This window comes from Amylibacter sp. SFDW26, from assembly GCF_009184395.1.
Lineage (GTDB): Bacteria > Pseudomonadota > Alphaproteobacteria > Rhodobacterales > Rhodobacteraceae > Amylibacter.
The window spans coordinates 51690-70236 of the sequence record NZ_WEIC01000004.1; the positions used below are offsets into that span (position 1 = coordinate 51690).

The window sequence follows — 18547 nt, forward strand, 5'->3', positions numbered from 1 at the left end:
GTCCGTGCCTTGCACGGACTGGGTGCGGTAGGCGCGGTGATTTGAATGATCCTTTTCGCCCTTAGCTCCGTAGAAAGGGCATGAAACAGTTTATTGCTTTATGCGCCGCCCTTATCCTTTCTGCTTGTGCGGGGAAGCCCTCTTTTGATGATCCCAGTTTGGGTGGGCCTAAGCTGGATTTGGAAGCTTATTTCGATGGCCCTGTGGTGGCTTATGGTCAATTCCAAGATGTGTTTGGCAAGGTGCGCCGTAAGTTTGAGGTGGATATCACTAGCACTTGGGATGGTAAAACCCTGACGTTGACCGAGGATTTTACCTATGATGATCAGACAACTGAGCAGCGTGTTTGGGTGTTAACCAAAACAGGTGATGATAGTTGGACGGGCACAGCGGGCGGCGTGCTGGGACAGGCCGTAGGTGTGGAACAGGGGGATCGGTTTAACTGGAAATACCGCATTGATTTGCCTGTGCCCGATGGCACCTTGCGTGTGCGGTTTGACGATTGGATGTGGCGGCTGGATGAGAAACGCGTTTTGAACCGCGCGTATATGTATAAGGCGGGGGTTTTGATTGGTGAGGTTATTATATTCTTTGAGAAGGTTTAGTTATTGCAGCTTGGCTTTGTGTTGTTCGTTCAACCGTTTTACGGCGCGGTCTAGGGCTTTCATGCTGTCGCCATACAACAGCGCCTCGGGGATTGTATCGCGGGCGGTGACCTCGAACTTTGCATAGCTGTCCATCAAATCCATGTTGTGGATCAGGCGTTGGTGGATGGTTTTGATTTTGGCTTGAAAAGGTGTGTTCATTGTAAATCCGCACTCGTTATGGACCTATGAATTGAGCCGTTCGGGGTGATTTGACAAGTTTAAAATCTGTAAAATTTTATATCGGTGGAAGTTTGCTTGTGCTTAGTCGGGCACGTTGTCGATGCCGCTGCCGCCCCATGGGTGGCATTTTGATATGCGGCGTAGGGCCAGCCAACCGCCCTTGATCCCGCCGTGTTTTTGCAGGGCTTCCAATGCATAGGACGAGCATGTGGGCTGATAGCGGCAATTGCTGCCGATCATGGGGCTGATCACTGTGCGGTAGAATTTCACAGGCAAGGAAAAGAGGAAGGCGAGTGGTGTCATTTGTTACTCATAATGTGTGCTTCCATGGCGGCAAGACCTTCGTCGAGGCCATGACGACCGTAACCGAGGCGGAAATGATTGGTTGGGGTGTCGCCTAGGCGGGTGTAATAGATGGAGCCGGGGAGGAGGAGTACGCCGCTTTGCTCAACAAGCGATTGGGCGAATGCTTCGACGCCTTCGGGGCCTTTGTATTTGGGGAAACCCATGCAGGAACCGTCGGGGACAGTCCAATCGAATAGGTCTGGGTGGCGTTCAAAGAAGGCTGTCCATTTTGGCAGGTTTTCGTCGATGATGGCGTTGTTGCGTTTCAGGAGTTCATCGCGGTGGTTGATGGCGATTTTTGCAAGACGTTCGCTGGGGCCAGAGTTGCAGATAGAGAGGTAGTGTTTTAGGCGTTCCATCTTGGACAGGATTTCGGTGTCTTGGCAGGCGATCCAGCCGATGCGCAATGCGGGAAGCCCGTATGATTTTGAGGTGACGCCCAAGGAGAGGCCACGTTCGTATACGTCGGCGATGAGGGGCAGGTGTTTTGTGCCTGTGGGGCCGAGGCCGTTGAAGATTTCGTCGTGTAAGATGTAGATGCCGTGTTTGCGGCACAGCTCGATCAAGGCCATGTAGCGATCAAGGGGCAGGATTGCACCTGTTGGGTTGTGTGGGAAGTTGATTGTCATCAATTTGGTGTTGGGGCGGATGGCGGCGGCGACGCGGTCGATGTCTAGCGACCAGTTGTCGTTTGGGTCAAGCGGGATGCCTGTGGCGTCGCAAATGGCAAGGGGGAGTTCTTCGTGCGATTGGTAGTTTGGTGTGACGACCAAAGCGTGGCTGTCTTTGTCTAGAATTACGTTGTTGGCCGCGAAGATGCCTTCGCTGGCGCCTGCAAAACAGAGGATGTTTTGGGCGGTTTGGTTTTGGAATGTCGAGGCGATGGTTTCACGCAAATCTGGTGCGCCGAATGTTTCCGTGTAACCCAGCCACTGATCATCAAACTCTGCACGTTCTTCGGGTGTGGCCATATCAAGGAGTTCGCGCATAGAAATGCTTTGCGCGTCTGAGGCCGTCATGTGGTAGCGCGCTTTGAATTCCCACTTTGAGAAATGTGTTTCCAACTTGAAGTCTGGTAGCGTGGTCATTTGGGAACCCTAAAAGTTTGATAAATAGTTTCGGTTTCATAGACATACGTAAATTGGTTTTGAAATGCTAGAACCACGGCTTAAAGTTTTCTGGAACCCCTGAAAACAAGTGTATATTCCCCATGCTTGCAAAGCTTTATGTCATAGGACATGCTTTATAGAGCTTAGGAGTTGTATTCATGAGTTTTGCCGCTTTGTTATTATTTATTATCTTTGTCGCTGTAGCGATCGTTTCGATGGCTATGATTAAGAGAGCAGGGCAAAGACCATCTTCGCATGCTGAAACGGCTGCGTTGGATGATCGTCCTGTGAAGAAAAAACGTGTTGCGGCTGTTTTAGGTGTCTTTGGGGCTCTTGCGGCTGGCATACTCTTATTCGGGATGTCGGGTCATAGTAAATCATGGAGATTGACGACGGGTACGGATCCGTTCACGGGGGCTGAAACAAAACGTATTACAGGGTTCCCCGAAACGTATAGCGGGCCTAAGAGACCGACAATGTTGGTTGAATGTCGTGCGAAGGATGTAGCGATATCCATAAATTTTGGTGTGCCAATGAAGAATTCACATAAAGGTACAAAAGTATCTTTGGTCACGGTGGAACTTAAACTAGATACTTCGGATGTCATTCCATTAGCGTTTTCACCATCTGAAGATTGGACAAGAGTTTCTGTATTGGATTATTCGACGGCAAGTGGTGCGCTTGAAGGGATCGGGGTGACGATCGATAATTTGATATTCCAAGCGCTGGGTATAGATAATGCACCACGGGCGGATTGGACTGCATCTAAGCTTTTTGGTCAGATGCGGTCTTCGAACAGTTTGTCTATTCGTGCGAGTACCCGAGCTGGGCAAACAATTTCCGCACAATATTTATTAGAAGATTTAAAGCCTCTTTATGAAGAGCTGCCTGTTCAGTGCCGATAATGCTGTCAGTGTTATTCGTGCACTTTCTTTAATGCATATTTTAGATCAGATTGTAGTTCTTTGAAGTCGCGCATGGCTGTGACTTCGCGTTTGCCTATTAACACGTAGTCCCACCCTGCGCGCCCTTTTGTAGGGATCATCAGGCGAGCAATTTCGCGCAAGCGGCGTTTGGCGCGATTTCGTGCGACTGCATTTCCGACTTTTTTGGAACAAGTGTAGCCAACGCGGATGGTTGGGTTGTCGTCTTGGCGGTTGCGGGCTTGTAATATGAACCCACGTACAGAACGGTAGGGGCCTTTGTTACAAGCCAAGAAGTCTTTGCGTTCTTTTATCACTGTTAGACAAACAGAAACCGCCGGAGGCGTTTCACCGGCGTCCCTTTGGGTGCCTTGTGTCGCCTTCGACGGTTTCATAATCTTATAGACCTTTTGGTCGGCGTCTTACGCAGATAGCTTTTTACGGCCTTGGTTGCGACGGCGGTTCAAGATGATGCGACCATTTTTAGTCGCCATACGTGAACGGAAACCGTGACGGCGTTTGCGAACGAGGTTGCTCGGCTGGTATGTACGTTTCATGTCGATCTCCTGATCGGGTATTTACGGCTTGAATCATGAATAGATTCGAAACCCATCTATTTGGAAGCTGCTGTTTAGGCGCGAAACAGAAGTAAGTCAATTCGCCTGAGCGGCTTTTATTGCAAGAATTACAGGTTTTCTATGGTTTATTTTGCCTGATTGTTACAAGAACCCCAGTTTTTGTAATGAAACAGGGGAAATCAATCACCTGCGATCACTCAGACGTGAGGTACCTATCTTCAACACATAGAATGTCGCAATAAGGGTCAACGCAACCAAACAATGTTGGTAGAGATATGAAAAATTCTGGTTCTTCTGAGACCCAAGCAGACACAAAAGGCTTTTCGCTAAAGCGGATGCTGCCGTTTGCTGTTATTATTCTTATGGCCGTTTTAGGCTTTGTTTTCCTTAAAGATTATCTGAGCTTTGAACAATTAGCTGAGAACCAAGAAGCGCTGAAAGCATGGCGTGATGGTAACTTTATCCTCGCGTCTTTGGCTTTCGTGGCAGTTTACGTTGTGATTGTGGCCTTCTCCCTCCCAGGGGCTGCAATCGCTTCGTTAACTGGTGGTTTTTTGTTCGGTGTTGTTACGGGTTCTGTTTATAATATCGTTGCAGCGACAATAGGGGCTACGGCAATCTTCAGTGCGGCGCGTATGGGCTTTGGTGAAACTTTGTCTGCGAAGATGGACAGTTCTAAAGGGGCTGTTAAAGCTTTGAAAGACGGACTGAAAGAAGATGAAGTGAGTTACTTATTGATTATGCGCCTTGTACCTGCTGTTCCGTTCTTTGTGGCGAACTTGGTGCCTGCACTTGTTGGCGTGAAGTTGAAACGGTTCGTATGGACAACATTCGTGGGTATCATTCCTGGTGGTGTGGTTTACACATGGGTTGGTGCTGGCTTGTCAGAGGTGTTTGCACGTGGTGAAACGCCTAATTTGGGTATTATTTTTGAGGTTCAAGTTTTGGGCCCACTATTAGGATTGGCGGCTCTTGCGATGCTGCCGATCGCTTTGAAAAAATTTAAAGGAAAATAATCATGGTTCATCGTATTAAAACTGATCTTTGTATCATTGGCGGTGGCTCTGGCGGCCTGTCTGTTGCCGCTGGTGCAGTGCAAATGGGCGCTAACGTTGTACTTGTCGAAGGTGGCAAGATGGGTGGTGATTGTTTGAACTATGGCTGTGTTCCATCAAAAGCTTTGATTGCTGCGGGTAAACATGCCCATGCGATGACAACAGGGGCGCCGTTTGGTGTGGCACCTGCAAAGCCGAAAGTGGATTATGCTGCTGCGAAAGATCATGTTCGCAACGTGATTGCTGGGATCGAACCGCATGACAGCGTGGAACGGTTTGAAGGTTTGGGCGTGAACGTGATCACCGAGTACGGCACGTTTATTTCGCCTACTGAGTTACAAGCGGGTGACACGATTATCACTGCACGTCGTTTTGTGATTTCAACGGGGTCTTCGCCTTTTGTGCCACCCATTCCGGGTTTGGATAAGGTCACGCATTATACGAATGAAGATATCTTTGAACTGCGTGAACAACCAAAGCACCTGTTGGTGATTGGCGGTGGTCCGATTGGTATGGAATTGGCGCAGGCGCATGTGCGTTTGGGGTCAAAAGTGACTGTTATCGAGGGCTTTAAGGCGCTTGGTAAAGATGATCCTGAAATGGCTGCGATTGCTTTGGAACGTTTACGTGCTGAGGGCATTGTGATCGAAGAGGACGCTTTGGCAGAAGAGATCAGCCAAAAGGGTGATGTGATTACGGTTAAGACCAAAGATGGCCGCAGCTTTAAAGGCTCGCATTTGTTGATGGCGGTTGGGCGTAAGCCGAATACGGATAAGTTAAACCTAGAGGCTGCTGGTATTGAGCCAACACGCGGTGGGATCAAAGTGGATGCATCCCTGAAAACCACAAACAAGCGCGTTTATGCGATTGGTGATGTGGCGGGGGGGCTGCAATTTACCCATATGGCTGGGTATCATGCGGGTGTTATTATTAAATCCGCCTTGTTTGGTTTGCCATCAAAAGCAAGCTCTGCGCATATTCCTTGGGCAACTTATATTGATCCAGAGATGGCGCAGGTTGGTTTGACCGAAGCGCAAGCGCGTGAAGAACATGGCGATAAATTAGAAGTTGTTCGGTTTGAATACGCTGAAAACGATCGTGCGCGTTCTGAATTGGCAACAACAGGTCTGATCAAAGTGATGATCGTCAAAGGTCGGCCAGTTGGGGCAAGTATTGTGGGTGCACAAGCCGGCGAATTGATACAAACGTGGGCATTGGTGATTGCGAATAAGCTGAAAATCGGTGCTGTGGCGGCGATGGTGGCCCCTTATCCGACATTGGGTGAGATCAATAAACGCGCAGCCGGAGCGTATTATACACCGCGTTTGTTCGAGAGCGACTTTGTTAAAAAGGTGGTTAGGTTCGTACAGCGCTTTTAGTCGCAAGCGTAATATAGTTGTTGTCTAAGCCATTGATTGTAATCTTTGATGGCTTAGATTAGATCGTATGCATTATGTTATAGGGGAAACATGTTTCTTAAGTCACTTTCAGGACGGTTTTTATTACTGACGATCATCTTTGTGATGCTCGCAGAGGTCTTGATCTTTGTGCCGTCTGTTGCACGTTTCCGAGAAGATTATCTGCAAGCACGTTTGGAACGTTCGCAAATCGCATCTTTGGCTTTATTGGCCGCTCCAACCGATATGGTTGATGACGAGTTGGAAGCGGAATTGTTACGCAATGCAGATGTATTGAACGTTGTATTGCGCCGTGATGCTGTGCGCCAATTGGTTTTGGCGTCGCCTATGAGATCGACCATCGAGCAATCGTATGATTTACGTAACCCTGGTGCGATGATGTTAATGGGTGATGCGATGATGACTTTGGCGAAAGACCAAGACCGCGTCATTCGTGTGATTGGGGAGCCTGTGAAAGAGGCTGGCCAAATGATCGAAGTTACGATGTATGAAAAGCCGTTGCGCGATGCGATGATTGAGTATGGGTTGAATATTCTGAAGTTATCGGCCTTTATCTCTGCCATAACAGCAGCATTATTGTTTATTGCCGTGCGGATATTATTGGTCCGTCCGATTGATCGTTTGGTGTCGCAAATGCGCAGCTACGCAGCGAACCCAGAAGATGTGCGTAAGATTATCCAACCTCAAGCTGGTGCTGTTGAACTGCGCGAAGCGGAAACGGCGTTGCAATCGTTGCAAACTGATCTAAGCCAATCGCTGAAACAAAAGGGTCGCTTGGCGGATCTAGGTGGTGCTGTTGCGCGGATCAGTCATGATTTACGGAACATTTTGACGACCACACAATTGTTGGCTGATCGCATGGAAATGAGTGATGACCCGCAAGTAAAAAAAACGGCGCCTAAGTTAATCAATTCTCTGTCTCGTGCGGTAAACTTGTGTGAAAGCACGCTGAGCTTTGGTAAGGCAGAAGAAACGCCACCACAACTGACACAATTCGCGATGACGCCTTTGTTGGCGGAGGTTGTGGAAGGCGAGCGATTAGCTGTGGGTGATGCCGACGTTCGTATTCGTTTGAATGTAGAGCGTGGTGTTAGGATGTTTGCGGATCGTGAGCAGCTTTATCGTATTGTCAGTAATATTGTGCGTAATGCACGCCAAGTGCTGGCTTTGAGGGATGTGCCGGGTGAAATTCGTGTGTCTGGCGCCGAAACAACCGATCATTGGACGATTGAAATCGCAGATAATGGCCCTGGATTGCCAAAACGTGCAGTGGATAATTTATTTACGCCGTTTGAAGGCGGGGCACGCAAAGGTGGCTCTGGCTTGGGTTTGGCGATTTCTGCTGATTTGGTTAAAGGCCATGGTGGGGCATTAGAATTGGTGTCTACTGGCGAAAATGGCACGGTATTTATGATTAATTTGCCAAAATCAGTTTGATGTAAGTCGACGCTGGCAAAATCAGACAATTCACCCTAATTTTGACAAAATCCTATGCTTAATCGCGAGCAAAAAATAAGAGTAGTAGGGGCATTTCTATGCAATTAACGATGATTGGAACTGGTTATGTTGGCCTGGTTTCAGGTGTGTGTTTTTCAGATTTTGGGCATGACGTTGTTTGCGTTGATAAATTGCCAGCTAAGATAGAAGCACTAGAACGTGGCGAAGTGCCGATTTATGAGCCTGGTTTGGATGAACTGATGGCTAAAAATGTTTCGGCTGGACGATTGAAGTTCACATTGGAATTAGATGCGGCTGTTGGGGCCGCCGATGCTGTATTTATTGCTGTGGGCACACCTACGCGTCGTGGTGACGGCCATGCGGATTTGACGTATGTATATGATGCAGCACGCGAAATTGCGCGGTCGTTGCAGGGGTATACGGTCATTGTAACAAAATCGACTGTTCCCGTTGGAACGAACCGCGAAGTAGAACGTGTTATTCGTGCGGAAAACCCTGATGCGGATTTTGATGTATCGTCTAACCCTGAGTTTTTACGCGAAGGTGCTGCGATTGAGGATTTCATGCACCCCGACCGTGTTGTGGTAGGTGTTGAAAGCGAACGCGCCCAAGATGTGATGGCTAAGATTTACCGTCCACTTGCACTGCGTGAAGCGCCGATTGTTTATACCGATTTAGAAAGTGCTGAGATGATCAAATATGCGGCGAACGCATTTTTGGCGACGAAGATTACGTTCATCAATGAAATAGCTAACCTGTGTGAAAAGGTTGGAGCAGATATCAAGTCAGTGTCTAAGGGCATGGGAATGGACAATCGTATCGGTAAAAAATTCCTGCATGCAGGGCCCGGATATGGTGGTTCGTGCTTTCCGAAAGACACGAAAGCATTGGCGCGTATTGGCCAAGACCATGCCAGCCCGATTAAGATCGTAGAACAAGTGATTGCCATCAATGATGAACGCAAACGTCAGATGACCGATAAGATCATGTATCTGTGTGATGATAAGGTAAAAGGTAAAAAAATCGCTGTATATGGTGTGACGTTTAAGCCGAACACGGATGATATGCGCGATAGTCCGTCGCTGACGATTGTTCCTGCTTTGGTGGGCGCTGGTGCAGATGTGTATGTGGTGGATCCGCAAGGGCGTAAAGAAGGCGAAGAGATGTTGCCGTCTGTGACATGGCAAGAGGATCCTTATGCTGCAGCTCAGGATGCTGATGCTGTTGTGATCCTCACGGAGTGGAACGAGTTCCGTGCATTAGATTTAAGCCGTTTGGCAGGTTTGATGAAGTCGGCAAAGATGGCGGATCTGCGCAATATTTATGATCCAGAGGATGCACAATCTGCGGGCTTTGAATATGTTGGGGTGGGAAGGTGAAGTTCCAATATTAACTATTGAGTTGCGACCACCCACGAGATCGGATCGGGGACTGGGTGGCCGCTTTATTACGTGGGATTAACCGATTGGTTGGTTATCCGCACGGGATATGGCAACGATACCAGAACGGGGAACACTGGTACCACCATTGGGGAAATGGCTGTTGCCTTTTTCGCCAGGGTGCTGGACGCCGACGAATGCGGTTTTTCTGTCTGCTGACCATGCGATGCCAGTTATTTCAGCCTCTTTTGGCCCAACAAGGAAGCGGCGAATTTCGCCTGTTGCTGGATCGCCGACCAACATTTGGTTGTTACCCATACCAGCGAAGTCACCTTCGTTTGAATATTTGCCATCTGTTTGGATCCATAACAGACCTTTGCTGTCAAAGCTGATGCCATCTGGGGAGTTGAACATGTTGCCAGAGTTGATGTTTGGAGAGCCTGCGTATTCATCGTCGTGAACATCTGGGTTACCAGCCAATGCGAATATATCCCAGCTGAACGCATCGTTTGCGTGGTCTTGCATATCGGGCACCCAACGCAAGATTTGACCGTATTTGTTTTCCGCACGAGGGTTTGGGCCATCCACTGGCGTTGCATCACCACCTTTGTTTGGCTTCACACCGCGGTTTTTGTTGTTTGTCAAAGCAACATAAGCCTCAATCTGTGTTGGGTTATGTGTGACCCATTCAGGGCGATCCATTGTTGTTGCACCAACGATTGAAGCCGCTTGACGTGTGTGGATACAAATCTCTGCTTGTGAAAGCCCTGTTGTTTCGGGTGTCAGTGCCAGCCATTCGCCACGTTGATCGTCGGTAAATTTCGCAGCATATAGAATACCATCTGTTAACAGGTCTTCTGTATCGCCACCTTCGGCATAGTAACCGTTTGAAACGTAGCGGTATAGGAATTCGCCGCGTTCGTCGTCACCCATATAGACAACGATTTTGCCGTTTGGTGCCACGACAACATCAGCGTTTTCGTGTTTGAAACGACCCAATGCTGTGCGTTTTTTTGGTGTTGATGTTGGGTCTGTTGGATCGATTTCAACAACGTAGCCTGCGCGGTTTGGTTCATTAGGGTTTTTAGAGATGTCGAAACGCTCATCTGTCATTGCCCAGTTGTAGCCCCAGTCATCGTGACCGATGCCGTAGCGTTTGAAACGTTGTGGCAATTCCATTTCTTTGTCTGATGATGAGAAATACCCATTGAAGTTTTCTTCGCATGCAAGATATGTACCCCATGGTGTTTCGCCGTTACCGCAGTTGTTCCATGTACCAAGGGATTGTGTGCCTGATGGATCGGCAGATGTTTTCAACAGATCATGACCTGCTGCTGGGCCGGTTAATTCCATTGGTGTGTCGGCTGTGATGCGACGGTTTAAGGGGCTGTCTTTGATCACTTCCCAGTTTTCGCCAACTTTGTGGACTTCTGCCACTGTTACGCCGTGTGCGGCTTTACCCTTTGCTACATCATCTGGTGTTTCGGGTAATTTGCTGTCGCGGTTGCCGTAAATGATAGGGCGGTTTGTGTACTCGTTGTTGGCAACCAAAACGTGACGGTTGCCGATTGCGAACATGGACATGCCATCGTTGTTGTCACCAAAGGCACGCAATTGACTGGCGGCTGTGCCGCGTGTTGCTTCGTCAAATTCTGGTGCGTCGGACCATAATGGATCGCCCCATTTTACCAACATGTCCCATTTGTAGCCTTCTGGAACAGAGATTGTATCATCTGTGCTGGCTGCAACTTGTTTGAACCCAAAGCGATCTGTTGCTGCTTCTGCAACATTCACAAGGCTGGATGTACCCATCACAAATGTGCCTGCGCCAAATGTCAAAACGCCTGATAGGAAGCCGCGACGTGAAATTGCGGCGTCAACTACGGCGTCAAATTGTGGGTCTTCGGTGCGTGGGCTGTTTATTTCGTCGAATTCGTCAAATGACAATTCGTCGTGGGTGATGTTCGTATCTTTCATGGTGGATAATCCTTAAACTGTTTCGGTAAATCCCCAAGGGAATCGCCTTAACAAAAGATTAAGGATGATATGTAACAACGTGGGTTCATTCATGATGCGCCCACGTTACAGAATTATGAAAGATTTGTAACCTTAGCGGCTGCGGATCATTCCAACGATATCGTAAGCATCTGCCAAAATTGGTTCTGCGATTTCAGCGGCACGATTTGCACCATCGCCCAAGATACGGTCGATTTCGGCAGGGTCAGCCATAAGTCGGCCCATCTCATCTGCGATTGGGGCAAGATGTGCGACGGCTAGATCTGCCAATAATGGTTTGAATTGGCCGAACTGTTGCCCTGCAACCTCTGTCAGAACTTCGGCAGGTGTTTGCCCTGAAATGCCTGCATAGATGTTGATCAAGTTGCGGGCTTCTGGACGGTCTGCAAGGCCATCCATATTGTCTGGTAACGGTTCAGGATCAGTTTTGGCTTTGCGGATTTTCTTGGCAATTGCATCGGCATCATCTGTCATATTGATGCGGCTCATATCGGATGGATCAGATTTTGACATTTTCTTGGATCCATCGCGCAAAGACATCACGCGTGTGCCAGCGCCATCAATGATTGGTTCTGGCTCTGGGAAGAAATTCGTTTTGAAATCGTGGTTGAATTTATTTGCAATATCACGAGTTAGTTCAACATGTTGTTTCTGGTCTTCCCCCACAGGGACATGCGTGGCTTTATAGGCCAAGATGTCTGCCGCCATCAGGGATGGATAAGCGTATAGGCCCAGCGACATTTTTTCGGCGTTTTTACCAGCTTTGTCTTTGAATTGCGTCATGCGGTTCATCCAGCCAAGGCGGGCGACGCAGTTGAATAACCAGCCGAGTTCTGCATGTGCAGACACTTGGCTTTGGTTAAACAGAATGGATTTTTTCGGGTCTAGGCCACAGGCCAAATAGGCAGCGGTCAATTCGCGTGTTTGGCGGCGCAAAGCTTCTGGGTCTTGCCAGACGGTGATGGCGTGCATGTCGACCACGCAATAGATGGTTTCGATGCCGCTGTTTTGCATTTCCACAAAGCGCTTAACGGCGCCTAGGTAGTTGCCAAGCGTCAGGTTCCCAGATGGTTGGATGCCTGAGAAAACACGTGGTGTGAAGGCCGCTTCGGTCATAGTAATCTTGCTCCGCCTAGAGTAATAAGGTTTTAGGCTTATCGCGCCACAAATGCGCGGCGTCAACTAAAAGGGCACCTGAATGTACGAACCTGACTTGAATGCACCCCCCATTAACCCTTTGCCGCCCGTTGTGATCGTTTTGGTGTGCTTGTTGGGTGGTGTGGAATTGGTGTTTCAAGCCGCTGAAGCTGGTTTCGCTGGTGGGGCAGCTGGTATTGGTTGGCGGATTGAAGCGGTGCAGCAATATGCGTTCAGCGACAGTGTTTTTGATTGGATGCGTGAAACGGGGCAATATTCGTGGGAAAATATGCTGCGGTTTTTGACCTATCCATTTTTGCATCAGTCGTTCATGCACACATTGTTTGCGGTCGTGTTCGTGTTGGCGATTGGGAAATTTGTGTCTGAGGTCATGAATTCATTCGCAGTTTTATTGATATTCTTTGCCAGCTCGGCGATTGGGGCAGCGTTGTATTCAGTGGTGCTAGATCAGCAATATGCGTTGATTGGTGCTTATCCTGCCGTTTTCGGATTGATTGGTGCATTTACGTGGTTGCAGTTCAGCAGTCTTAAAAGATCAGGCCAAAGCGGGCTGAAAGCATTTACCCTTATCTTGTTCTTCTTAGGAATTGCGCTGCTTTATAAGTTCTTATTTGGTGGAACCAACGAATGGTTGGCCGAAATGATTGGATTCTGTGTTGGGTTTGCACTGTCCATTGTGCTGGGGCCAGATGGCAAAGAACGGTTGCAAAAGGTGTTATTGATGGCGCGGCAACGTTAACCGCGTTTCACAAACCCTTTGATATCTGTGACTGAATAAGCCCCTGTGCCGATAAGGGCGATCGCGTAGGTTGCCATGCCTGATATCACTAATGCTGCCAATGCAATGTAGCGTTTTCCGTGTGTGTGCAACGCTTCTGTTAGTGTTAATTGGACGCCGTAAACAACGACACCCATTATGGCGACCGCGATTAAGACTTTTGGCAGTGTTTTTACAAAGCGGTCATCGAAACGTGCCGCATCACCCATATTTTTAGTGCCAAGCCAAAGTAGGATGATCATGCCCCATGCGGATACTGTGGTGCCAAGTGCAGCAGCGATATATCCGAATTGATAGGATAGACCGACGGCAACAACCAGATTGATTATCATAGAGACGAGGGCGAAGTAGAACGGTGTTTTGGTGTCTTCGCGTGCGAAATAGAGTGGCTGGATGACTTTTTGGAATACAAATGCAGGGAGGCCACAAGCGTAGACTGCAAGTGCTGTGGCTGTGGCAATTGAATCTGCGGATGTAAACCTGCCACGTTCAAAAAGAACGGAGATGAGGGGTTCAGCGGCAATGCATAATGCGGCGGCTGAGGGGAGCGTCAGTGCCAATGAAAACTCTGCTGCGCGGTTGAAAGCGTGACGACCACCATCTGTGTCATTGGCGCGGATTTTGCGTGATAGGTCGGGTAGTAGTACGACGCCAATGGCGATGCCGACCACGCCTAGGGGGAGTTGATACAAACGATCTGCAACAGAAAGCCATTGGATGGCACCATCGAAATAACTGGCGACCTGACGTCCTACCAAAAGATTAACCTGCACCACCCCACCAGCAAGCGCCGCTGGGGCAGCGATTATAGCGAGTTTCTTTATATCTGGTGTCATTTTAGGTAGGCGTGGGATAAGGCGTAGGCCTGCACGATCTGCGGCATACCAGACGAGCCCCATTTGAGCGATACCAGCCACAGGCACAGCCCAGACAAGGGCGCGGGACGTGTCCCAACCCAGTAGGTATGCGCTGCCCATAGCAGCAACGATGATGATATTTAGGAAGACGGGCGCTGCTGCGGCTGCCGCAAAACGCCCACTGGCATTTAGAACGCCACTTAAGAGTGCCGCGAGAGATATAAACAGGATGTATGGGAAGCAGATACGGGCGAAATCGACGGCGGTATCGAACCTTGTGTCGCCCACGAAACCGCTGGCCATTGCCCAGACGAACCAAGGCATGAACATTTGTGCGATAAGGGTTAGAACGATGAGGACAGCTGCTAATCCTGCAAAGGCGTCTTGAGCGAATTCTACAGGGTTTTCATCAGCCTCTAGTTTTTTGGAAAACATTGGTACGAAAGCCATGTTGAATGCGCCTTCGGCAAAGAAGCGGCGGAACATGTTTGGTAAGGAAAACGCAACCTGAAAAGCTTCGGCAATGGGGCCAGAGCCAAAGAAGGCGGCGATCATGATGTCACGGACAAACCCAGCAACACGGCTGAGAAGCGTCCAAAGGCCAACAGTGAAAAAAGACGCAACCAGACGTATTGGTTTTGTCATGACATTGCCCCCTTTGCCCCTTTTGCAATCGCATCACGCAGTTTTTTCTCAATCGCATCGCGTTTGCTTTGCGCATGCAATTTCAAGCCAAATGTATCTTTAACATAAAACACATCTACGGCTTGAACGCCATATGTGGCAATTACAGCGGAGGCGATGTAGATATTTGCGTTGCGCAGGGTGAGGGTCAGATCATGTAAAAGACCAGGGCGATCACGAGTATCTACCTCAATAATCGTATAGATTTCTGATCCTTCGTTATCGAATGTAATCTCGGTTGGTACGATAAAGTCGCGCTCGCGTTTCTTTAGTTTATCGCGTGATTTAAGGGCGTCACGGGCAATAACTTCGCCTTTGAGTGTTTTCAGGATCATTGATTTTAAGCGATCAATACGTCCCATTTCATATGGCTTTTCATCGGCATCTTGGATCCAGAATACAGCAGTCGCATACCCATCCGCAGTGGTATATGTCCGTGCGTCCACGACATTTGCACCAACCAAGGCAAGAGCGCCTGCAAGACGTGAAAATATGCCAGGGTGATCTTGCATCACAAAACATGCGCGTGTGGCATCGCGGTCGATGTCAGGAACGATATCGATTGCCATTTCTTCATGGCCCATTTTTGAAAATAGATGCGCAAAAATGATATGTGCCGCGGTATCCAAACCTTGCCAATATGGGTCGTAATGACGTTCATCTTCTGCTTCGTATAGTTTTTTGTGTTCTGATCCCAATGCCGTTTGTAAGGCTGCTTTAGATTCATCTAAACGGTGTGCATTCGTAAGCTTATCCATGCCATCTTTGAAAACCTGAGCGCTGGCATGATATAATGTTCGGATCAGTTGGGCTTTCCAGTTATTCCATGTTTCGGGGCCAACGCCGCGAATATCGCAGACGGTTAGGATCGTAAGCAAATTGAGGCGTGAACTGCTTTTTACAACACGGATAAAATCGCGAACGGTACGCGGATCAGATAGGTCACGCTTTTGGGCAACGTCGGACATTAGCAAATGGTTGCGGATCAGCCAAATAACGGTTTCTGTTTCTGCCGCATTCAGTCCCAAACGTGGGGCGATGGTTCCTGCCATACGAGCACCTGCAATGGAATGATCTTCGGGTAAACCTTTGCCGATATCGTGCAGAAGTAAAGCAACATAAATGATCCTGCGATTGACCCCTCTTTCCAAAAGGCGTGATACGATTGGCAAATCTTCTTGTAATTCACCGCGCTCAATTTGTGCGAGGTTAGAGATACATTGGATGGTGTGTTCGTCTACGGTGTAGTGATGGTAAACGTTGAACTGCATCATCGCGATGATGCGTTGGAACTCTGGGACAAAGGCGCCCAAAACACCCAGTTCATTCATGCGTCGCAAGGCGCGTTCTGGGTTCCCTTGTTCTATCAGTGTATCAAGGAAAATTGCGATGGCTTCTGGGTTTGTGCGAAAATCATCATCTATTAGATCAAGGTTTGCCGAGATAAGGCGCATGGCATCTGGATGAATTAGAATTTCCGATCGTAACGCTTCTTGGAAGATGCGTAAGATATTCAAAGGATCATCGAATACAGTATTTTCATTATCAAAGGTGATGCGCCCGTGTTGTACAGCATAACCTGCGGCAACTTTTTCGCGCCCCCAACCCACAGCTTGCATCAGTCGTTTGCCAAAATGCGGTTGTTTTTTCACATGTTGCGCTTCTAGTGCTGTCAGGAAGATACGTGTTAGATCACCCACTTTGGTGGCATGACGGAAGTAATCTTGCATGAATTTTTCAACGCCGCGTTGCCCGTCTTGGTCTTCGTATCCAAGAGCTTCGGCGACTTCGATTTGCGTGTCGAATGTTAGCTGTTCTGTCGCGCGTTTGGTTATCAGATGTAGATGGCAGCGTACTGTCCATAGAAACTCTTGCGCTTCAAAGAACTGCTCGTGTTCTTCTGCTGTGAAATACCCTTGTTGGATCATCTCTTCGGGGTTTTCAGCATGGCTGAGGTATTTTGTGATCCAAAAAAGGGTCTGAAGGTCACGTAAACCGCCTTTGCCCTCTTTTACATTAGGCTCAAGCATAAACCGTTGGCCGCCCTGTTTGGTGTGGCGATCTTCGCGCTCGATCAGTTTTTGCTCAACGAACTCTGGACCTGTTTTGCTAAATAGCTCTTTCCATAGGCGGCGATCTAATTGGTTGGAGAGGGTTTTCTTGCCAGCAAGATACCGAGATTCCAATAATGCTGTGCGGATGGTTAAATCTGTTTTGCCAAGTTTTACACATTCATCGATCGAGCGTGTGGCGTGGCCCACTTTCAATTTCACATCCCACAGCATGTATAGAATGGATTCGACAACTGTTTCTGTCCACTCTGTTAAACGCTGCGGGGTTAGAAATAAGAGATCAACATCGGAATGCGGTGCCATTTCTGCGCGACCATATCCACCAACCGCGATCATACACACGCGACTATGTTTATCATCTTCTGGATTTGGGTGAAGCATCGTTGCCGCAACCTTAAAAGCTTCGCAAACGACTTGGTCGGTTAGGTAAGTGTATGAGGTTGTGACACGATGTGTTTCAAACGGAGCTTTTTCATAAGCTTCGCGTATTGCAGCGCGGCCTTGGGTATAAGTATCGCGTAAGACGGCTGCGATTTCAGCGCGTCTGCCTGTTTTCATGTTTGCGTCGAAAACTTTGCGAATGTCCGCGGTGACTTGTTTTTTATCAAAAAGAACGTCGGGCGGGCATATTAACTCGTCCGACGAAGGTGCGGATTGAAATTTTCGCGATAAATTAAAGGCCTGCTCCACCAAATCCCCTCGGTGCTGGATCGATTACAACTGCTTTACCTTCGCGAACTTCTGCGATGGCTAGGCCGCGTTGATTTGTTCCGTCAGGCATTAACCTGAATACACCATTTACACCAGCAAAACCGCCAGACCGCGTCAGTTTGGACCGCGTTAAAGCATCAGATGAGCCTGTTGCTAATAGTGCGCCGACCGCAGCAACACCGTCATATGCGAAACCTGCCAACGGATGCGGCTGTTTTCCATAGCTGGCTGAATAGCGTGTTCTGAATGCTGAGATAGAACCAGTATCAGGTAGAGTGAACCACCCACCTTGTAGTCCTGGGATAGCCAATGTGCTTTTTGGGATGTCCCAACGTGTAAGGCCCATGTATTGTACTTTAGCGGATGTTACACCGTTTTCTGGTAGGAGCTGGGCAAGGATTGGCAAAGCACCTGCTGAATCAGAGGAGAAAACCAAACCTTCGGTACCAGTACTGGATACTTGCTGTTTAATAGCAGGTACTGCAGCAACAACACCTTCTGATGAGAACTCATAAGATGTAGAGCCAGTATAGTTAGCACCCGATTGAGATGCGGCTTTACGCACAGCTTCTAACGCAACGGAGCCTGCTGCGTTATTTGCTGCAACAGCAGCTACATTACGTTTGCCTTTGCCAACAGCATAACGCACCAAACGGTTGGCCTTGTTTTCGAACGTACTACCCAGAACAAATACGTTTCCACCTGCGATTTGAGTGTTGTTTGATAGGCTAAGAACATTCACATTACGAGCTGCAACAGCAACACCTGCTGCGTTTGCGGCTTGTGCGAAAAGTGGTCCGACTAAGATTTTAGCGCCTTCATCAACAGCTTTTTTAGCGACAAGGCTGGCTTGCGATGCAGAACCACCTGTTGAGTAAACCTTTAGATCGATTTGCGCGCCTTTTATATCGCTGGCAGCAAGCTTTGCTGCGTTCACAAGGCTTGCTGCTAAAGCGTCTTGTTGCGCATTGCCTGTTCCAGCTGGAACCAAAAGGGCGACTTTTACTTTTTTACTGGGGTTAACTGTTTGCCCAACGTTACTTGTCTCTACACAGGCAGATAAAAAGGTCGCTGCGCAGGCTAAGAAGCCAAATCGTATTGTTTTTGAAATATTTGTTGGTTTTTGCGCACTCATTATTCTTCCCCATTATATTGAATAAACGACTCGTTTGCGTTGAA

The 18547-nt window shown here is 48.4% G+C and carries 17 protein-coding genes; 7 read left to right on the plus strand and 10 right to left on the minus strand.

What is annotated here, in order from left to right; translation table 11 throughout:
* Positions 1-80 precede the first annotated feature (80 nt).
* Complete coding sequence (locus F9L33_RS11900; RefSeq protein ID WP_152143023.1) at positions 81-605, plus strand: DUF3833 domain-containing protein; 525 nt, start codon at positions 81-83, stop codon at positions 603-605.
* On the opposite strand, the gene F9L33_RS11905 is transcribed toward F9L33_RS11900, so the two are convergent.
* The 3 genes from F9L33_RS11905 to F9L33_RS11915 form a co-directional block, all read right to left on the minus strand.
* A complete protein-coding gene (locus F9L33_RS11905; protein ID WP_152143024.1) occupies positions 606-806 on the minus strand; it encodes a hypothetical protein in 201 nt (66 codons plus the stop codon).
* Positions 807-908: 102 nt separating this feature from the next.
* The gene (yidD, locus tag F9L33_RS11910; RefSeq protein ID WP_152143025.1) at positions 909-1130 is read right to left on the minus strand and encodes a membrane protein insertion efficiency factor YidD; all 222 of its coding nucleotides are present in this window, start codon (positions 1128-1130) and stop codon (positions 909-911) included.
* Complete coding sequence (locus F9L33_RS11915; RefSeq protein WP_152143026.1) at positions 1127-2260, minus strand: aminotransferase class I/II-fold pyridoxal phosphate-dependent enzyme; 1134 nt, start codon at positions 2258-2260, stop codon at positions 1127-1129. The genes yidD and F9L33_RS11915 overlap by 4 nt, the downstream gene beginning before the upstream one ends.
* A 179-nt stretch (positions 2261-2439) precedes the next feature.
* On the opposite strand from F9L33_RS11915, the gene F9L33_RS11920 reads away from it, so the two are divergent.
* Positions 2440-3186 (plus strand): hypothetical protein, encoded by a 747-nt coding sequence (locus F9L33_RS11920; RefSeq protein WP_152143027.1) that lies wholly within the window; start codon positions 2440-2442, stop codon positions 3184-3186.
* 11 nt (positions 3187-3197) lie between these two features.
* Here the strand turns inward: F9L33_RS11920 and rnpA are convergent, their stop codons facing one another.
* A complete protein-coding gene (gene rnpA / locus F9L33_RS11925; protein ID WP_152143028.1) occupies positions 3198-3599 on the minus strand; it encodes a ribonuclease P protein component in 402 nt (133 codons plus the stop codon).
* A gap of 27 nt (positions 3600-3626) precedes the next feature.
* Positions 3627-3761 carry a 50S ribosomal protein L34 gene (rpmH, locus tag F9L33_RS11930; RefSeq protein WP_152143029.1) on the minus strand — a complete coding sequence of 45 codons (135 nt, stop codon included), beginning with the start codon at positions 3759-3761 and terminating at the stop codon, positions 3627-3629.
* Between the two features lie 296 nt (positions 3762-4057).
* On the opposite strand from rpmH, the gene F9L33_RS11935 reads away from it, so the two are divergent.
* The 4 genes from F9L33_RS11935 to F9L33_RS11950 all read left to right on the plus strand — a co-directional run bounded on the left by F9L33_RS11935 (position 4058) and on the right by F9L33_RS11950 (position 9092).
* The gene (locus F9L33_RS11935) at positions 4058-4798 is read left to right on the plus strand and encodes a TVP38/TMEM64 family protein (RefSeq protein WP_152143030.1); all 741 of its coding nucleotides are present in this window, start codon (positions 4058-4060) and stop codon (positions 4796-4798) included.
* A 2-nt stretch (positions 4799-4800) separates the two neighbouring features.
* Positions 4801-6216, plus strand: coding sequence for an NAD(P)/FAD-dependent oxidoreductase (locus tag F9L33_RS11940; protein WP_152143031.1), 1416 nt, complete (start codon positions 4801-4803; stop codon positions 6214-6216).
* Between the two features lie 90 nt (positions 6217-6306).
* A complete protein-coding gene (locus F9L33_RS11945; protein WP_152143032.1) occupies positions 6307-7692 on the plus strand; it encodes a HAMP domain-containing sensor histidine kinase in 1386 nt (461 codons plus the stop codon).
* A 98-nt stretch (positions 7693-7790) separates the two neighbouring features.
* Entirely contained in the window at positions 7791-9092 is a 1302-nt protein-coding gene (locus tag F9L33_RS11950; RefSeq protein ID WP_152143033.1) for a UDP-glucose/GDP-mannose dehydrogenase family protein, read from the plus strand.
* A 78-nt stretch (positions 9093-9170) separates the two neighbouring features.
* Here F9L33_RS11950 and F9L33_RS11955 read toward each other — a convergent pair whose 3' ends face one another.
* Entirely contained in the window at positions 9171-11069 is a 1899-nt protein-coding gene (locus F9L33_RS11955; RefSeq protein ID WP_152143034.1) for a PhoX family phosphatase, read from the minus strand.
* Positions 11070-11201: 132 nt separating this feature from the next.
* A complete protein-coding gene (trpS, locus tag F9L33_RS11960) occupies positions 11202-12224 on the minus strand; it encodes a tryptophan--tRNA ligase (RefSeq protein ID WP_152143035.1) in 1023 nt (340 codons plus the stop codon).
* Positions 12225-12306: 82 nt separating this feature from the next.
* On the opposite strand from trpS, the gene F9L33_RS11965 reads away from it, so the two are divergent.
* A complete protein-coding gene (locus tag F9L33_RS11965) occupies positions 12307-13005 on the plus strand; it encodes a rhomboid family intramembrane serine protease (RefSeq protein WP_152143036.1) in 699 nt (232 codons plus the stop codon).
* Here the strand turns inward: F9L33_RS11965 and murJ are convergent.
* The 3 genes from murJ to F9L33_RS11980 are packed head-to-tail and all read right to left on the minus strand — an operon-like array spanning position 13002 to position 18503.
* A complete protein-coding gene (gene murJ, locus F9L33_RS11970) occupies positions 13002-14546 on the minus strand; it encodes a murein biosynthesis integral membrane protein MurJ (protein WP_152143037.1) in 1545 nt (514 codons plus the stop codon). The two genes, F9L33_RS11965 and murJ, sit on opposite strands and share 4 nt — an antisense overlap.
* Entirely contained in the window at positions 14543-17347 is a 2805-nt protein-coding gene (locus F9L33_RS11975) for a [protein-PII] uridylyltransferase (protein WP_152143038.1), read from the minus strand. Before F9L33_RS11975 ends, murJ begins: the two co-directional genes overlap by 4 nt.
* On the minus strand, positions 17331-18503 hold the full coding sequence (locus F9L33_RS11980) for a penicillin-binding protein activator (protein WP_152143039.1): 1173 nt from the start codon (positions 18501-18503) through the stop codon (positions 17331-17333). Before F9L33_RS11980 ends, F9L33_RS11975 begins: the two co-directional genes overlap by 17 nt.
* Positions 18504-18547 lie beyond the last annotated feature (44 nt).

What these genes read in the sequence shown, in the direction of transcription:
- trpS (WP_152143035.1), bottom strand. Translation starts at nt 12,224, where the DNA reads ATGACCGAAGCGGCCTTCACACCACGTGTTTTCTCAGGCATCCAACCA.
- F9L33_RS11905 (WP_152143024.1), bottom strand. Translation starts at nt 806, where the DNA reads ATGAACACACCTTTTCAAGCCAAAATCAAAACCATCCACCAACGCCTG.
- murJ (WP_152143037.1), bottom strand. Translation starts at nt 14,546, where the DNA reads ATGACAAAACCAATACGTCTGGTTGCGTCTTTTTTCACTGTTGGCCTT.
- F9L33_RS11950 (WP_152143033.1), top strand. Translation starts at nt 7,791, where the DNA reads ATGCAATTAACGATGATTGGAACTGGTTATGTTGGCCTGGTTTCAGGT.
- F9L33_RS11955 (WP_152143034.1), bottom strand. Translation starts at nt 11,069, where the DNA reads ATGAAAGATACGAACATCACCCACGACGAATTGTCATTTGACGAATTC.
- yidD (WP_152143025.1), bottom strand. Translation starts at nt 1,130, where the DNA reads ATGACACCACTCGCCTTCCTCTTTTCCTTGCCTGTGAAATTCTACCGC.
- F9L33_RS11935 (WP_152143030.1), top strand. Translation starts at nt 4,058, where the DNA reads ATGAAAAATTCTGGTTCTTCTGAGACCCAAGCAGACACAAAAGGCTTT.
- rpmH (WP_152143029.1), bottom strand. Translation starts at nt 3,761, where the DNA reads ATGAAACGTACATACCAGCCGAGCAACCTCGTTCGCAAACGCCGTCAC.
- F9L33_RS11980 (WP_152143039.1), bottom strand. Translation starts at nt 18,503, where the DNA reads ATGAGTGCGCAAAAACCAACAAATATTTCAAAAACAATACGATTTGGC.
- F9L33_RS11900 (WP_152143023.1), top strand. Translation starts at nt 81, where the DNA reads ATGAAACAGTTTATTGCTTTATGCGCCGCCCTTATCCTTTCTGCTTGT.
- F9L33_RS11965 (WP_152143036.1), top strand. Translation starts at nt 12,307, where the DNA reads ATGTACGAACCTGACTTGAATGCACCCCCCATTAACCCTTTGCCGCCC.
- rnpA (WP_152143028.1), bottom strand. Translation starts at nt 3,599, where the DNA reads ATGAAACCGTCGAAGGCGACACAAGGCACCCAAAGGGACGCCGGTGAA.
- F9L33_RS11940 (WP_152143031.1), top strand. Translation starts at nt 4,801, where the DNA reads ATGGTTCATCGTATTAAAACTGATCTTTGTATCATTGGCGGTGGCTCT.
- F9L33_RS11915 (WP_152143026.1), bottom strand. Translation starts at nt 2,260, where the DNA reads ATGACCACGCTACCAGACTTCAAGTTGGAAACACATTTCTCAAAGTGG.
- F9L33_RS11945 (WP_152143032.1), top strand. Translation starts at nt 6,307, where the DNA reads ATGTTTCTTAAGTCACTTTCAGGACGGTTTTTATTACTGACGATCATC.
- F9L33_RS11920 (WP_152143027.1), top strand. Translation starts at nt 2,440, where the DNA reads ATGAGTTTTGCCGCTTTGTTATTATTTATTATCTTTGTCGCTGTAGCG.